The organism is Plantactinospora sp. BB1 (assembly GCF_003030385.1).
In the GTDB taxonomy this organism is placed as follows: Bacteria; Actinomycetota; Actinomycetes; order Mycobacteriales; family Micromonosporaceae; genus Plantactinospora.
Map to the genome: position 1 here is coordinate 5751700 of NZ_CP028159.1, position 15350 is coordinate 5767049.

General features: G+C 74.6%; 13 protein-coding genes. 6 read left to right on the plus strand and 7 right to left on the minus strand.

Annotation, left to right across the window (positions count from 1 at the left end):
- Positions 1–65: 65 nt before the first annotated feature.
- The 5 genes from moeZ to C6W10_RS25215 all read right to left on the minus strand — a co-directional run bounded on the left by moeZ (position 66) and on the right by C6W10_RS25215 (position 7422).
- Entirely contained in the window at positions 66–1268 is a 1203-nt protein-coding gene (gene moeZ / locus C6W10_RS25195; protein WP_199853565.1) for an adenylyltransferase/sulfurtransferase MoeZ, read from the minus strand.
- Between the two features lie 127 nt (positions 1269–1395).
- Entirely contained in the window at positions 1396–2247 is an 852-nt protein-coding gene (locus C6W10_RS25200) for a DUF3152 domain-containing protein (RefSeq protein WP_107261064.1), read from the minus strand.
- 73 nt (positions 2248–2320) lie between these two features.
- Positions 2321–3226 carry a DUF3152 domain-containing protein gene (locus C6W10_RS25205; protein WP_107261066.1) on the minus strand — a complete coding sequence of 302 codons (906 nt, stop codon included), beginning with the start codon at positions 3224–3226 and terminating at the stop codon, positions 2321–2323.
- A 96-nt stretch (positions 3227–3322) separates the two neighbouring features.
- Positions 3323–4288 (minus strand): alpha/beta fold hydrolase, encoded by a 966-nt coding sequence (locus C6W10_RS25210; RefSeq protein WP_107261068.1) that lies wholly within the window; start codon positions 4286–4288, stop codon positions 3323–3325.
- Positions 4289–4464: 176 nt separating this feature from the next.
- On the minus strand, positions 4465–7422 hold the full coding sequence (locus tag C6W10_RS25215; RefSeq protein ID WP_107261069.1) for a hypothetical protein: 2958 nt from the start codon (positions 7420–7422) through the stop codon (positions 4465–4467).
- Between the two features lie 148 nt (positions 7423–7570).
- On the opposite strand from C6W10_RS25215, the gene C6W10_RS25220 reads away from it, so the two are divergent.
- Together C6W10_RS25220 and C6W10_RS25225 are read left to right on the plus strand one after the other, a co-directional pair.
- Positions 7571–8209: a TetR/AcrR family transcriptional regulator gene (locus C6W10_RS25220; protein ID WP_107264262.1), complete on the plus strand. Its 639-nt coding sequence runs from the start codon at positions 7571–7573 to the stop codon at positions 8207–8209.
- A gap of 66 nt (positions 8210–8275) precedes the next feature.
- On the plus strand, positions 8276–8503 hold the full coding sequence (locus C6W10_RS25225; RefSeq protein ID WP_101368237.1) for a DUF3107 domain-containing protein: 228 nt from the start codon (positions 8276–8278) through the stop codon (positions 8501–8503).
- A 106-nt stretch (positions 8504–8609) separates the two neighbouring features.
- Here the strand turns inward: C6W10_RS25225 and C6W10_RS25230 are convergent, their stop codons facing one another.
- Positions 8610–9302, minus strand: a complete 693-nt coding sequence (locus tag C6W10_RS25230) for a ferritin-like fold-containing protein (protein WP_234361412.1) — start codon at positions 9300–9302, stop codon at positions 8610–8612.
- Positions 9303–9699: 397 nt separating this feature from the next.
- On the opposite strand from C6W10_RS25230, the gene C6W10_RS25235 reads away from it, so the two are divergent.
- From C6W10_RS25235 to C6W10_RS25245, 3 genes are all read left to right on the plus strand, one after another.
- Positions 9700–11382 carry a DEAD/DEAH box helicase gene (locus C6W10_RS25235; protein WP_107261071.1) on the plus strand — a complete coding sequence of 561 codons (1683 nt, stop codon included), beginning with the start codon at positions 9700–9702 and terminating at the stop codon, positions 11380–11382.
- The gene (locus C6W10_RS25240) at positions 11383–12528 is read left to right on the plus strand and encodes an SAM-dependent methyltransferase (protein WP_107261073.1); all 1146 of its coding nucleotides are present in this window, start codon (positions 11383–11385) and stop codon (positions 12526–12528) included.
- Positions 12529–12748: 220 nt separating this feature from the next.
- Positions 12749–13171: a helix-turn-helix transcriptional regulator gene (locus C6W10_RS25245; protein WP_107264264.1), complete on the plus strand. Its 423-nt coding sequence runs from the start codon at positions 12749–12751 to the stop codon at positions 13169–13171.
- 20 nt (positions 13172–13191) lie between these two features.
- On the opposite strand, the gene C6W10_RS25250 is transcribed toward C6W10_RS25245, so the two are convergent.
- A complete protein-coding gene (locus tag C6W10_RS25250) occupies positions 13192–14238 on the minus strand; it encodes a hypothetical protein (protein WP_369936924.1) in 1047 nt (348 codons plus the stop codon).
- Positions 14239–14377: 139 nt separating this feature from the next.
- On the opposite strand from C6W10_RS25250, the gene C6W10_RS25255 reads away from it, so the two are divergent.
- The gene (locus C6W10_RS25255; protein ID WP_159104738.1) at positions 14378–15340 is read left to right on the plus strand and encodes a C40 family peptidase; all 963 of its coding nucleotides are present in this window, start codon (positions 14378–14380) and stop codon (positions 15338–15340) included.
- The last annotated feature ends 10 nt before the right edge of the window (positions 15341–15350 follow it).

Here is a 15350-nt window from a genome sequence, read left to right on the forward strand (position 1 = left end):
GACGCGGGGCAGCTCCGGAAACGGAACTGCCCCGCGTCGGGGTGCCGGGCCCGGCCCGGCGTCGATCAGTAGGCGGGCAGCGACGGGTCGATCTGCTTGATCCAGGAGAGCACGCCGCCCTGGACGTGCACCGCGTCCCGGAAACCGGCGGCCTTCAGCGCGGCCAGCGCCTCGGCGGACCGTACCCCGGACTTGCAGTGCAGCACGATCTGCTTGTCCTGCGGCAGCGAGGCCAGGGCGGCACCGGAGAGGATCTCGCCCTTCGGGATCAGCGTCGCACCCGGAATGCGGACGATCTCGTACTCCGCCGGCTCCCGGACGTCGACCAGGAAGATGTCCTTGCCGGCGTCCTGCCAGTCCTTCAGCTCCCGGGCCGTGATGGTGGACTCGACCACCGCCTCCTCGGCCTCCGGCGAGACCGCGCCGCAGAAGTCCTCGTAGTCCTCCAGCAACTCGGTCACGGTCGGGTTCTCCCCGCAGAGCGCGCAGTTCGGGTCCTTGCGCACCTTGATCTTCCGGTACGACATCTCCAGCGCGTCGTAGACCATCAGCCGACCGACCAGCGGCTCGCCGATCCCGGTCAGCAGCTTGATCGCCTCGGTGACCTGGATCGAGCCGATCGACGCGCAGAGCACGCCGAGCACCCCGCCCTCGGCGCAGGACGGCACCATGCCGGGCGGCGGCGGCTCCGGGTAGAGGCAGCGGTAGCAGGGGCCGTGCTCGGCCCAGAAGACCGACGCCTGCCCGTCGAACCGGTAGATCGACCCCCAGACGTACGGCTTGCCGAGCAGTACCGCCGCGTCGTTGACCATGTAGCGGGTGGCGAAGTTGTCCGTACCGTCGACGATCAGGTCGTACTGGCGGAAGATGTCCAGCACGTTGTCCCGGTCCAGCGCGGTGTTGTGGATCTCGACCTGCACCAGCGGGTTGATCTCCCGGATGCTCGACGCGGCCGACTCGGCCTTGGACCGGCCGACGTCCGACACGCCGTGGATGACCTGGCGCTGGAGGTTCGACTCGTCGACGGTGTCGAAGTCGATGATGCCGAGCGTCCCGACCCCGGCCGCGGCCAGGTACAACAGGGCGGGCGAGCCGAGGCCGCCGGCGCCGACGCAGAGCACCCGGGCGTTCTTCAGCCGCTTCTGCCCCTCGACCCCGACGTCCGGGATGATCAGGTGGCGCGAGTAGCGGCGGATCTCGTCAACGGTCAGCTCGGCGGCGGGTTCGACGAGCGGGGGCAGTGACACGGTGGACTCCCCGGTTCGGATCCTCGCTCAGCCGGCGGCTGAGCGCATCGACAGTGGCATGTCTGGCCATTCTTCCTCGCCGGAGCGCGGATAGACCATGAGCTGAAACACCTGCCCGAAATCCGGGAGCGGGGAATACGGGCCCGGGTCAGGGAATCGGCGGACCGACGTACCGCTGCCCGTCCACGTACGGCCAGCCGTTCGGCACGCAACCACGCAGCCCGTACGTCTGCTGGAGCATCACCGGCGCCGGTGCACCCGGCCGGGGGCAGCCCTGGTGCTCCTCGCCGAACTCGTGCCCGACCTCGTGGTTGAGCGCGAATGCCTGATAGACCTCCAGTGCCGCACCGTAGTCCGGCACCGCGGTCAGCCAGCGCGCGACGTTGAGCACCACCTGCCCCGGCAGCCGGCACGAGCCGTACCGCTCGGTGTGCAGCCCGGCGGTGGCGCACATCTTCTCCGAGGTCCCCGGGGTGGCCAGGAAGACGGTGAACTCGGCCTTCGTCGCCTTGGCCACCCGCTGGAGGCGGAGCTTCCCGGACGCCGTCCAGCCGCGCGGGTCGCCGAGGACCGCGTCGACGGCGGCGGCGAAGGACGCCACCTCCTGCCCCATGCCCTGCTCCACGGCGACGTGGTAGCGACGCAGCGTACCCGCCTTGCCGAGCACCCGGCCGGCGGCCGCGTACCCGAAGGAACCCGGACCGGTGGTCGGATAGCCGGCGCCCGGGTCGGTCGTCGGGCCGCCGCGCCCGGCCCCGGTGCTCGCCCCGGCGACCACCCCGTCCCGGCCGGCCGCCGCCACGGTCGACCCCGGGCCGCCCGGCCGGGTCTGCACCAACCCGACCGTGAGCAGGCCGGCGGCGACCGCCAGCAGCGCCAGCGCGACGGTACGTCGGCGCCGTCGGCGGGCCTGCGCGGCGGCGACCCGGTGCCGTTCGAGCCGGCCGCCGGAGCGCGCGGGAAAACGGCCATGGTCGGGAGGGTTTGCCGGATTCGTCATGGCGGGCCTCAGCCTTCCATGCCGACGGGTCAGCGTCCAGAACCGCTTTCCGCCCCGGCCTGGAGCGAGGGGCCTAGAGCGAGGGACCCTCGTACCGCTCCCCCTTCAGGTACGGCCACGGGTTCGGCACGCAGCCGTTGAGGAAGAGCGTCTGCTGCATCATCACCGGGGCGGCCCGACCCGCCCGGGGACAGCGCTCGTGCCCGTGCCCCAACTCGTGCCCGACCTCGTGGTTGACCACGTACGTCCGGTACCGGTCCAGCGGCACCCTGGCCTCGACGTAGTGCGGGACCGAGCGCATCCAGCGATCCAGGTTGATGATCACCCGCCCGCTGCCCCGACACGAGGTGTACGGCTTGCCACCGACCCGGATGTCCACACCGGACGCGGCGCACATCTCCCGGGCGGTACCGGCGGTGACCAGGTAGACCGTGAAGTCGTGCCCCGCCCTGTCCCTGTCCGGTACCCGCTGCAACCGCAGCCGCCCGCTGCCGATCCAACTGCGCGGATCGGCCAGCGCGGCGTCGACCTTCGCGGTGAACTCCGGGACGTGCTCGTCGACGTTGCGCTCCACCGCCACCCGGTAGCGGCGCACCGTACCGGCCCGGCCCAGCACCTCGCCCCGCCCGGTCGCGTAGCTGAAACTGCCCGGCCCGGTCGACGGCACCGGGTCGGTGAGCCGCAGCACCGGTGCCGGTGCCCGGCTCGGCGTGGGAGTGGGCGTCGGGGTGGGTGTCGGGACGGCGGAGGGCGTCGCCGGTCCGGCCGGCTGGGCGGCGGCGCTCGGATCGTCCCCGGTCAGCCGCTCGGCCGGCGGCACCAGGATCCCGAGCACCCCGACCGCGCCGGCCACCCCGAGCAGCACCACCGCCAGCACCCGGCCGCGCCGGAACCGCCGGGTACGTCGCCGGTGCGCCGAGCCGGCGACCGGTGCTGCGGCACCCGGTGCCGGGGGGCGGCGACGGTCTCTGTTCCACACGCTTACTTAGTACGCCTGACCCACCCGCTCGGTTGCACGCATGGCCCGGGATCACCCCACCGGAGTCGGCGGGCAAACGGTTCGGCGGGCGGACGGTCAGCGGGGCGCGGTCGGCAGCGGGCTGACCTCGTCCAGCAGCGCCAGCGCCGCCCGGGCGACCATCCGGGGCACCTCCATCTGCGGGACGTGCCCGACGCCGGTCAGCATCAGCAGTCGACTGTCCGGGATCACCCGGGCCACCTGGGCCGGTACCCGGACGTCGACCAGCCGGTCCTGGCCGCCGCCGATCACCAGCGTCGGCGCGGTGACCAGGCCGGCGATCCGCCACAGCGAGCCGGACCCCGGCAGGTACGCCCGGACGAAACTGCCGACCAGCCCGCGCAGCGTACGCAGGTAGGCCGCCGCGTAGTGCTCGGCGGTGTAGCGGATCCGGATCTCCTCGATCGCCTCCAGGCGGCGCTGGTCACAGATCCGGTCGGTGTCGGCGACACACGCCTCCATCACCTGCCGGGCCATCTCCTCCGGCGGCAACTGGGTCAGCCAGCGCGACGCGAACCGTTCCGCCCCGGGCACCGCCAGCAGCGGGACCAACCGGCCCTGGAGCGACCGGCGCGGGTCGAGAAACGGCATCGCCGGTGAGACCAGGGTGAGCGTACGGATCAGGTCGGGGCGGAGCCCGGCGACGCGTACCGAGACGGCTCCGCCGAGCGAGTTGCCGAAGAGGTGCACCGGCCCCCGACCGGAGTGTTCGATGTACCTGATCACCCGGTCGGCGAAGGCCGGAATGGTGTACTTCCGGGCCGGGTCGCTCCGCCCGAAGCCGGGCAGGTCGATCGCGTGCCCGTCGAGCCGGTCGGCGAGCAGGCCGGCGAGGTCGGTCCAGTTCTGGGCCGAGCCGCCCAGCCCGTGCACGTAGAGCGCCGGTTCGGCGCCCTCCCGGGTGGCGGGGGTCTCCCGGACGTAGGTGATCGAGCCGTCGATCCGTACGCCCCGGCCGGGCCAGGGCGGCGGCATCTCGTCCGGGGCGATCGACTCGTCCGCCGTCAGCAGCGCACGCTTCATCGGTCAAGTGTGCCGCCGGTACGACGATCGCGGGGCCGGGCCGAACCCGACCAGGCCGGAAGGGGTCCCCGGCGGAGGCATCGATCGGATGCCTCCGCCCCGGTTTGCTCCGTTTGCACCGTTGATCGGAGCGGCCCGCGATCGGTTCGGGTGAGCAACGCCTCAACGGCGCCGGGTCAGGTGAGCAACGCCTCAAGCCGGCGGTTGACCGCCGCCAGGGTGGCCCGGACCACCGCCTGTCGCGGGTCGCCGGAGACCAGTGCCGAGCCGGCGAGCTGCTCGACCCAGCCGTCGCAGACCAGCAGCACCACCACGGTGGCCACCTCGCAGCTGCCGAACGGCACCACCGCCGCGTGCTCGACGAAGCAGCGGCCCCGCTCGGTGACCCGGGTGGAGGCGCTGAGCAGCTCGTCGATGGCGGCGGCCGCAGCCACGGCACAGAGCCGCAGCACGTACCCGTCGACGGCGGGCCCGGTGGCCAGCCCGGCCGCCGGCTGCTTCCCGGCGGCGAGCCGTACCTCGACGGTGGCGTCCAGCCCGAAGGTGCTCACCTGCACGTGATCGATGATCACCCGGGGGCCGGGTGGCGAGCCCGGGTTCAGCGGCCGGGACGGCGCGGTCTCGGTGGTGGTCACCGGGCTGCCGGAGTAGGAGCTGCCGACCGTGCTGGAGTTGCCGGCGGTGCTGGAGCTGGCCCCGAGCGGGGACCCGCCCCGGCCGCCCTCCGGGGGCGACACCGTCGCCGGCTCGCCGACGGTGGCCCGGCCCCGGTGACCCGGCGCCTGGTGCCGCCGACGCGGCTCCTCGGTCGCCGGCTCGGTCCGCGGTTCCGGCTCGGCCGGCGGCGCGTGCCGGGGCTGCGCCGGCCCGGGGCGGGTCGGCGCGGCGGTTCCGGCGAAGCCCGGCGGGGTCGGTGCCGGCCCGGTGGGCAGGTTCTGCGGGGCTGCGGCGAGCCCCATCCGTTCCTGGAGCAGCCGCGCCACGTGCCGGCTCACCTCGGCGGGATCGGCACCGTCGGCGAGATCCAGGCGCAGGCTGTGCGCCCCGGCCGGGGTGGTACGCAGCGAGGCGTCCCGTACCCCGGCGACTCCCCGGACCGCGTCCAGGATCGCGTTGACGTCGAAGCCGTCCGGTCGCTCGCGCAGCTGTGCCGCTCCGTCCTCCCGACGCAGATGGGTGGCGATCCGGGCCAGTTCGGGCGTCTCGGCGGGCGGCTCCACGGCGGGTGGCTCCGGCACGGTGGGCACGTCTGGCTCGGCCGGTACGCGTTGCGGCAACACGTCACCGGGGTCCGCCGGCCGGGCGGCGGGCGCGGGCTCCGCCGGAACCGGCTCCGGATAGCGGTACGGCGCACCGGGGTAGCTCGGCCCGGTCGGCAACGCCAGGGCCTCCCGCCGGTACGGGTAGCCGGTCGCCGGCCCGACCGGCGGGTAGCCGACCGGCTCGGCAGCCGGCGGATAGCCGGTCGGCTCGACGGCCGGTGCCGGGCCGGGCGGCCCGGCCGGGTGGCCGGCGGGATCGGCGCCCGGGGTGGGTCCGGCCGCCGGGTGACCGGTCGGTTCCACGGCCGGGTCCGACCCGGGTGGCGGGGCCGGCGGCTCGGCGCCCGGGCCCGACGGGGCCGGGCCGGCGGGGCCGGCAAGGTAGTGGGAGTGCTCCGGCCCGGGCGGACCGGAGAGTCCGCCGGGGCCCGGCAGGTAGCCCGGCGCCTCCGGCCCGGGCGGCAGGTAGGCCGGGTTCTCCGGCCCGCCCGGCAGGTAGCCGGGGTTCTCCGGCCCGGGCGCGGCCGGCCCGGCGTAGCCGGTGTGCTCGTTGGGCGTGGCGCGCCGGGTCACGGTCTCGGGCGCCGTCGGGGCGTTCCGGGTGGCCGCCGGACCCGCCGCGAAGCCCGGCCCGGTCAGCGGCGACAGGACGGCGCCCTCCCGGGCGATCGGCCCGGTGGGCGGTTCGGCGACCCGCTGCGCCGACTGGTCGGCCCAGCTCGGTGACCAGTGCTGCTCCCGTCCGCCGGGGTTTTCCGGTTCCCGGGGCGGCTCGGCCGGTGCGACGGCCTCGGCCGGGTACCGGCTCTCCGGGTGCCGGCCGCCCTCCGGCTCCGGCACCGGGGTGGCCGGGGCCCATGGCGGGGCCCAGCCGGACGACCAGTTCGCCGGCTCCTGGGCACGGAGGTCGGCCGGCGGGGCCGGTGCCGGCCCGCGCTCGTCCGTTTCGGCCGGACGCCAGCCCGGTGCCGCCGGGCCGGCCTGCTCCGGACCGGCCGGCGGGGCCGCGGACCGGTCCGGCTGCCGGGGTACGGCGGGCATCAGCGCGGTCATCTCGGTCACCGGCGGGTGGTCGTGCTCGGACGGCGACCGGAAGCCGCGACCGCGCTCGAAGTCCGCCGCGACCAGGTGCTCGGGTGACGTCGGGCCGCCGAGCTGCCCGGGGGTCCCGAGCGGCGGCCCGGAGACGGCGGCCGGTGGACCGGAGACGGCGGCCGGCGGGCCGGATGCCACCACCGGCGGTACCGGCGCGGCGCTGGGCGGTCCGGAGACCGCTGCCGGCGGCGCCGAGGTCGGATGCGGGTGGACCGGTTGCGCCGGTTCCCCCCAGCGTGGTGGCTGGCTGGCCGGCCCGATCCCGGCGCGTTCCGGCTCCCCGTAACCGGCCTCGCCGAAGGCGTGCCGGGCGGTACCGGACAGATCCGGCTCGGCCGGTGGCAGCGGCCCCGGCTGTCCCGGGTAGTCCGGGCCGGCGCCGCTCGGGAAGTCCGGTACGGCCGCCTGCCGGCCGGCCGGGTCGCCCCCCTCCGGCTCGTACGGGTAGCCGGGTCCGCCGCTCCAGCCGCGATCCGGCTCGGGCGCCTCGCCGAGGTGCACGCCGTTGACCGGCTGCCGCAGCTCGCGGATCGGGATGCCGGGTGACGCCGGTAGCGGTCGGGGGCTGTAGGCGGCGTGGTCCCCCCAGCCGCGACTCGCCACCGGCTCGACCGCCTGGTGCCACGGCCGTCCGCTCGGATCGACGCCGGTCTCGGCGCCGGACCAGCCCGGGTCGGCCGCCCAGCCGTTGGCCGGGCGGGCCGGGTCACCGTGCGGACCTGCCCCGTTGCCGTGCTCTCCCGGTGTGGGGGCTCCGGGTTGCCCTGTTTCGTCCACCGTGCGCTCCTTGGTCGCCCCCGCTGAGGCTACCGTGTGGTGGCAGTGCCGATAAGTTACAGCGGCGGGCTAATTCGGCGGTCGAGTGATCGATCCCTGCTCCGGTCGGAATGAGGTCGAGGGCGTGCGAGGTGAAGCGGAGGTGACCATGACCCAGGTGGGAAACGGCGCGCAGACGGCCGGCCGCCCAACGCGTCTGCCGCGCTCGGCACGGCGTAAGCAACTGCTGGCGGCGGCTCAGGAGGTGTTCGTCGCCCACGGGTACCACTCGGCCGCGATGGACGACATCGCCGAGCGGGCCGGTGTCTCCAAGCCCGTTCTCTACCAGCACTTTCCCGGGAAGTTGGAGCTCTATCTGGCGCTGCTGGACACGCACTGCGACGCGATCGTGGCGAAGGTCCGGGAGGCGATGGCCGCGACCACCGACAACAAGGAGCGGGTCAGCGGCGCCGTCCGGGCGTACTTCGACTTCGTCGACCACGAGAGCGGCGCGTTCCGGCTGGTGTTCGAGTCGGACCTGCGCAACGAGCCGGCCGTACGCGAGCGGGTCGAGCGGGTGGAGCAGGGCTGCATCGCCGCCATCACCGACACCATCATCTCGGACACCGGGGTGAGCCGGTCCCGGGCCGAACTACTCGCCTCCGGGCTGGTCGGCGCGGCCGAGACCGCGGCCCAGTTCTGGCTCGCGGGCGGGCGGCAGGTGCCGAAGGCCGAGGCCGAGGCGCTGCTCACCGGCCTGTCCTGGCGGGGAATCGCGAGCTTTCCGTTGCAGGGCGAGTCAGCCTGAACGTAACCGGCGCGGATCGGATAGCCTTTCCGACGGCGGATCTTTCGCCCCGAACGAGGAGGCCACGTGGAGGTCAAGATCGGCGTGCAGTACGCGCCGCGCGAACTGGTCCTGGAGAGCGCGCAGACGCCGGCCGAGATCGAGCAGATCGTGACCGACGCCCTCAGCACCAACGACGGGACGCTGTCACTGACGGACGAGAAGGGCCGTCGGGTCATCGTGCCGGTCGGCAAGGTGGCCTACGTCGAGATCGCCGAGGCCTCGCCCCGCGCGGTCGGCTTCGTCGCCCGCTGAGCCGGACCCGCTGAGCGGCAGCCGTTGGCTCGGCGCGCTGAGCGGTAGCCGCAGCCCGACCGGCTGACCCGTAGCCGGGTCGGTCGTCCGGCCGGGCGGGGCCGGGTCAGTTGTTGAGCCCGGCCGCCGCCATCCGGGCGGTGTGCGCGGCGGTCAGCCGCTTGAACAGCGCCTGCACCCCCACCTGGTCGTCGAAACCGGTCGCGATCAGGGCGGTCAGCGCCGCCCGCTCGCCAGCGGTCCGTCCCGCCTGGGAGAGTCCCTCCCCGACCAGCCGCCGGGCCCACATGGAGAGCCGGTTCGCGACCTTCGGGTCGGCCCGGATGGCGAGCCGGATCTCCTGACCGGCGAACTCGTCGTACCGGGAGCCGTGCAGCACGTCGAGCACGAGTTGCCGGTCCGGCTCGGTCAGCAGCGCCGCCATCTCCCGGAGGAAGTCGTCCGCGATGGCGTCCCCGACGTACGCCTTGGTCAGCGCCTCCAGCCAGTCCTTCGGCTCGGTCGAGTCGTGGTACGACTGGAGCGCCGGCACGAACGGGGCCATCGCCTCGCCGGGCGGTACGCCGAGTTCGGTCAGCCGGTCGGCGAGCCGCCGGTAGTTGGCGATCTCGACCGCCGCCATTTCGCTCAACACGGCACGTCTGGCCAGATCAGGCGCCAACCGGGCGTCGGCGGCCATCCGGTCGAAAGCCATCAGTTCGGCGTACGCGACCAGGCCGAGCAGGTCGACGACGGCGCCCGGTACGGCCGGCTGCGGGGCGGGGGACGGGACGGGGGCGGGCTCTGCGGGGGCGGACACGCCCGCAGGGTACCGCCGGACCACCCGAACCGGGCGCCGGCCGGAGGCGCGTCCGGGCACCGCGCCGTCACCGGCACCGCCAAACCGGCCGGCGCTCACCCGTCGGTGACCCGGCGGATCGGATGTGTAACGGATGTCACATCGTCGGACCCCGGTCGCCGGTGGTGTCCCCGGACTGGAGACGTCGTTTGCCGGGCTCAGGTAGCATGGATCAGTTGCCGAAGGAGGCAGAGGTCCGGAGGGTCTCCACCATTACCGGAAATTCTGCTCTGCGGCGCGCGCGTGCGGCCCGGTCTTCTACTCGGCGTTCAGCCGTCGACCGTGTGGCCCGCGCCATACCAGAATCGCGCCCTACGGACGAACGGGGCGCACCACGAGAGGGCACCCCCACAACCACATGAGCGATCACATCGAAAACATCATGGCCGGCCAGGCACTGGCCGCCGACGCACCGGTCCGACCGGAGGCACCCACCTTCGCCGAACTCGGCGCCCGGCGGGAGACCGTCGAGGCGCTTGAGGCGGTCGGGATCACCCGCGCCTTCGCCATCCAGGAATACGCCCTGCCGATCGCGCTGCGCGGCACCGACCTGATCGGCCAGGCGCCGACCGGCACCGGCAAGACCCTCGGCTTCGGCGTACCGCTGCTGGAGCGGGTCTTCGCGCCCGGCGAGGGCAGCGACGGGCTGCCGCAGGCGCTGGTCGTCGTACCCACCCGGGAGCTGGGACTCCAGGTGGCGAAGGACCTCGCCGCGGCGGGCAAGACCCGGGGCGTACGGGTGCTGCCGATCTACGGCGGCGTGGCGTACGAGCCGCAGGTCGAGGCGCTGCGCAAGGGCATCGAGATCCTGGTCGGTACGCCGGGTCGGCTGCTCGACCTGGCCAAGCAGAAGCAGCTCCGGCTGGACCGGGTGCACGCGCTCGTCCTGGACGAGGCGGACCGGATGCTCGACCTGGGCTTCCTGGACGACGTCGAGAAGATCCTGGCGATGCTGCCGGAGGACCGGCAGACGATGCTCTTCTCGGCCACCATGCCGGACCCGATCGTCGCGCTGTCCCGCCGGTTCCTCCGGCACCCGGTGACCATCCACGCCGGGCACACCGCCGAGACCGGGCCGTCGCCGCAGACCGAGCAGTTGGTCTACCGCACCCACTCGATGAACAAGGTCGAGATCGTCGCCCGGATCATGCAGGCGCGGGGACGCGGCCTGACGATGATCTTCACCCGTACCAAGCGGGCCGCCGACCGGGTCGCCGAGGATCTCGACTTCCGGGGCTTCGCGGTCGCGGCCGTGCACGGTGACCTGGGCCAGGGCGCCCGGGAGCGGGCGCTGCGGGCATTCCGGGCCGGCAAGATCGACATTCTGGTCGCCACCGACGTGGCGGCCCGGGGACTGGACGTCACCGGCGTCACCCACGTGATCAACTACGACTGCCCGGAGGACCAGGACACCTACACGCACCGGATCGGCCGTACCGGTCGGGCCGGCGCCACGGGTGTCGCGGTGACCTTCGTCGACTGGGACGACATGCCCCGCTGGCGGATCATCGACAAGACCCTCGGGCTGGAGATGCCGGAGCCGCCGGAGACGTACCACACCTCCGCCCACCTCTACACGGACCTGGACATCCCGACCGACGTCGCCGGCACCCTGCCGTCCGCCGAGCGGACCCGGGCCGGGCTCTCGGCCGAGGTCGAGGAGGATCTCGGTGGCCGGTCCCGGAACACCGGTGGCCGACGCGGGCCGGGGCGCGGCGAGAGCGCCGGCCGGTCCCGCGACCGGCGTGGAGGCGGCAGCCGCAGCGCCGGCACCGCCGCCCCGACCGTGCCGGAGACCGAGGTCGGCGGCGAGGACGAGCCGCGCCGCCGGCAGCGGCGCCGGCGCCGGGCGGGCGAGGTCGTCACCGGCTCGCAGGGCACACCGGAGACGGTCGAGGCCGGGGTGACCCCGACCGAGGCCGGCACCGGTGGCGGCGCGTCGACCGCGGTCGACGCCGACGGGTCCGCGAAGCCGCGCCGTCGGCGCCGCCGCAGCCGCCGGGGTTCCGGCGCCGGTGGCGACGCCCCCGCCGGCGAGTAGATGCCGCAACAGCTCGACGCGGCGCTCGCGCAGGTGCGGGCGCTGCTACTCGATCCCGGGTTGACCCGTGCCGTCGCCGCCGGGCGGCGGCGCGGGCAGCTCCCCACCGTGGTACGCGCCGAACTGCGCCCGGTCGCCCTCAAGTCGGGCGCCCGGCTCCAGATCGTCACCGACGACGGCGCCCGACCGTTCACCCGGAACGTCTCCCCCGGCCCCGAGGCGGACGCGGCGGTCGACGCGCTGCTGGCCGAACCCTTCGGCAACTGGCACGTCGAGACCGAGACCGCCACCCTGCAACTGCGGGTGACCAAGCGGGGCGAGGCACAACTGCACCGGGTCGCCGCGCAGCGGCCCGGGGCGGCGGTCGGCTCGCACGACCGGGTCCGGGAGCACGTGATCGACCCCGGTGACCCGCTCTTCGCCGAGATCGGCGGCAGCGCGGCCAAGCGGCGGCAGGTCGACGCGTTCCTGCGCGCCCTCGCCGCCACCCTGCCGGAGGAGCTGACCGGCCCGCTCCGGGTGGTCGACCTCGGCTGCGGGAACGCCTACCTCAGCTTCGCGGCGTACCGGTACCTCGCCGGGCGGGGCATCGAGGTGGAACTGGTCGGCGTGGACGTACGCGAGGACCAGCGGCGTCGCAACACCGCGCTCGCCGAGCGGCTCGGCTACGCCGACCGGGTACGTTTCGTCGCCGGCACCATCGCCGAGGCGACGGTGGAACCCGCCCCCGACCTGGTGCTGGCGCTGCACGCCTGCGACACCGCGACCGACGAGGCGCTGGCCCGGGCGGTGCGCTGGGGTGCCCGCTGGATACTCGCCGCCCCGTGCTGCCACCACGACCTCGCCGCGCAACTGCGGGCACACCCGGCCCCGGGACCGTACGACGCGCTGGTCCGGCAGGGCATCCTCCGGGAGCGCTTCGCCGACGTACTCACCGACGCGCTGCGGGCGGCGCTGCTCCGGCTGCACGGCTACCGGGTCGAGGTGGTGGAGTTCGTCGACTCGCAGCACACCCCGCGCAACCTGCTGCTCCGGGCCCGGCACACCGGCGCCGAGCCGACCGACCGGCAGCGCGACGACTACCGGGCACTGATCGGCGACTGGCAGCTCACGCCACGCTTGCAGACCCTGCTCGGTTCACCCTGACCCGCACCGCCCGCCCCGGCGACGGTCCCGGGCCGGGGCGCCGACCGGCGGTTCATCGGCCGTACCGGCGGAACTCTCCGGACGATCGGGTACCCGGGGCCGATGCCGGCCGACCGATGGTACGGGCGGGGTGGGTGCGATCAGTCGGGTTGCCGGACGGGCTCGCGGATTACTCTCGAAGGGCCACCCGAGGTCCGGGCGAAAGGGTTTTCCGCTGAGCATCGGTGCCGCACAGGACTCGCCGCAGGCGGCCTTCGCCCGCTTCGTCCGGCGGGCCATCGACGACGCCAAGAGCGAGCGCGGCTGGACCGTCAGCGACGTCGCCGCACACACCGGCGTGGGCCGCTCGACCCTGTTCCGCTGGCTCGCCGGGGACTGGCAGGACTATCCGGAGCTGGCCAAGGTACGCGGATTCTGCACCGCCCTGGACGTACCCGTCGGGGTGGCCTTCCGGGCGCTCGGCCTGCCCGACGGCGAGCAGCCCGGCCCGCCCCGGCGGGACCGGATCGAGTCGCCGGTGGAGGCCGACCTCCGGGTGATCATGACCCGGCTCGCCGATCCCGGGGTACCGCCGGAGGAGAAGAAGCTGATCCGGGACATGCTGCGCTACCTCGCCCACCGGCAGGTCCGCCGCGCCGGCTGACCCGGTCGGCCCGCTCGGCCTCAGGGCACCGTCAGGGTGAACTCGGCCGTGTGCACCGCGCCGGCCACCTGGAAGTCGAGGTACATCCGGTACCGCCCGGAACTCGGGGCGGCGAGCCAGAACTTCACCGCCCCGCCCGCCAGCTCGGTCTCCGGGTGCACGTGCACATAGCCCAGGTCGCCCTCGCGCAACGCCACCAGGTGCCCGTACGCGCCGAGGTACGGCTCCAGGGCGGTGACCGGGTTGCCGCCCGCGAAGACCCGGAACAGCAGCGGCTGGCTGGCCCCGACCTGCGGAGTGCCCTCGTAGGTGACGGTGAACTTGTCGACCGTCGCCTCCCGGGCCGGCGACGGCAGCGGTCGGGGGGCGTAGTCTCCGGCGACCACCAGGTCCACCCCGAGGGTCAGCGGCAACTGCCCGCCACTGGCGTCGAGCGCGGTGAAGTCGGCGTACGCCCGCCAGATGCCCGGCGACGGCAGGGTCAGCGGCACGCTCCAGGTGCCGTCGGTGGCCATCGTCGGATGCAGGTGCTGGTAGCCGCTGAGATCCCGACGGGCGATGATCATGTGCAGCGGCTTCTCGTGCACCACCGCGTACCCGGTCACCGGCTGGCGGTCCGGGCCGCGCACCTGGAACCGGAAGTCCTGGGCCCGGCCGGCGGTCAGGGTGGTGCTGGTCGGTGCCAGGGTGTAGCCGGCGGTGCTGACGCTCAGGCCGCCCGGCTCGGCACCGCCGCCCGGTCCGGCGGGCGGCCCGGCGGGATGCTCGTGCGGCCCCGTCCCCGGCGGATGCGTGTGGTCCCCGGCGCTGGTCGCGGGCGGCGCGCCACCGCCGGCCGCCGGAGTGTCGCCGCTGTTCACCCGGCCGAGGCCGAAGCCGGCCAGCAGGGCCAGCACCAGCCCGCCCACGGTCAGCGCGAGCCGCACGGTGCCCCGGTCCGGCACGGCCGACTCGACGGGGTCGGCGGCCGGTCGGCGGTCCCGGGCAGGCTCGGGCGCCGTCCGCCGGGCAGCGCCGGACGCCCTGGTCCGCTCGGTCTCCGGCGCCGCCGGCTGCTCACCCGTCACGACCGGCAGGTTACCGTCCCGCCCCGGCGGCGCGGCAGGGCCGGTCACCGACAAGTTCCGGAGAGCGACGCCCGTCACGGTACGAAACCCAGCGGCTTCGATGCGTGGCCTACGGTCGGCATCGATCGTTAGATAGATCGTGTCGACCACCGCATTGCCAGGGCGCGCCGCGGCCCTCGCCGCCGGGATGACCATGGCGTTGTCGCTCGCCCCCGCACCGGGGCGGGCCGCACCGGTCACCGATCCCGCCGAGCGGATCGCCAGCGCCGCCGAGCAGTTGGAGATCGTCGTCGAGCAGTACAACGACCTGCGCGAGGCGCTGCGGGAGACCCGGGCGAACAGCGCGGCGATCCACGCCGAGATGGCGCCGCTGGAGCGCGCGATCGAGGCGCACCGGACCGAGGCGAGCATGATCGCCGCGCGGGCGTACCGCACCGGCGACACCCACGTGCTGGGGGTGCTCGGCACCCTGCTCGGCGCCGCCACCCGGGAGAACCTGGTGGACCCGCTGCTCCTGCTCGACCGGCTGAGCCGGGAGCAGCACCGGGTGATCGCCGCGCTGACCGCCGCACACGACCGGCTGGCCGAGGCCCGGCGCACCGTCGAGGCGCTCGCCGCCCGGCAACGGGGCCAGGAGCGGCAGCTCGCCGCCCGGAAGCTGGCGATCGAGACCGAGCTGGCCCGACTCGCCCAACTGCCCGGACCCGACGAGCCGCCCGCCGGGGCCGTACCCCGGCCGCCGGAGCCGGTCACCGGGGCCGCCGGCAAGGCGGTGCGGTTCGCGTACGCCCAGCTCGGCAAGCCGTACCGGTGGGCCGGGGACGGCCCGGACGGGTACGACTGCTCCGGGCTCACCTCGGCCGCCTGGGCGGCTGCCGGGGTACGGCTGCCGCACAACGCGGCTCGGCAGTACCGGGCGGTGACCCGGATCAGCCGCGCCGCCCGGCAAGCCGGTGACCTGGTCTTCTACTACCGCGACCTGCACCACGTCGCGATCTACATCGGCGGCGGGAAGATCATCCACGCGCCGCGTACCGGCACCCGGATCCGGATCGACCGGGTCGACTACCAGCCGATCGTCGGGTACGGCCGACCCGGCTGAGCCGCGCATG

Excerpts from the sequence above, each read along its gene's own strand:
- C6W10_RS25200 (WP_107261064.1), bottom strand. The coding sequence starts at position 2,247 with ATGACGAATCCGGCAAACCCTCCCGACCATGGCCGTTTTCCCGCGCGC.
- C6W10_RS25210 (WP_107261068.1), bottom strand. The coding sequence starts at position 4,288 with ATGAAGCGTGCGCTGCTGACGGCGGACGAGTCGATCGCCCCGGACGAG.
- C6W10_RS25220 (WP_107264262.1), top strand. The coding sequence starts at position 7,571 with ATGACCCAGGTGGGAAACGGCGCGCAGACGGCCGGCCGCCCAACGCGT.
- C6W10_RS25235 (WP_107261071.1), top strand. The coding sequence starts at position 9,700 with ATGAGCGATCACATCGAAAACATCATGGCCGGCCAGGCACTGGCCGCC.
- C6W10_RS25240 (WP_107261073.1), top strand. The coding sequence starts at position 11,383 with ATGCCGCAACAGCTCGACGCGGCGCTCGCGCAGGTGCGGGCGCTGCTA.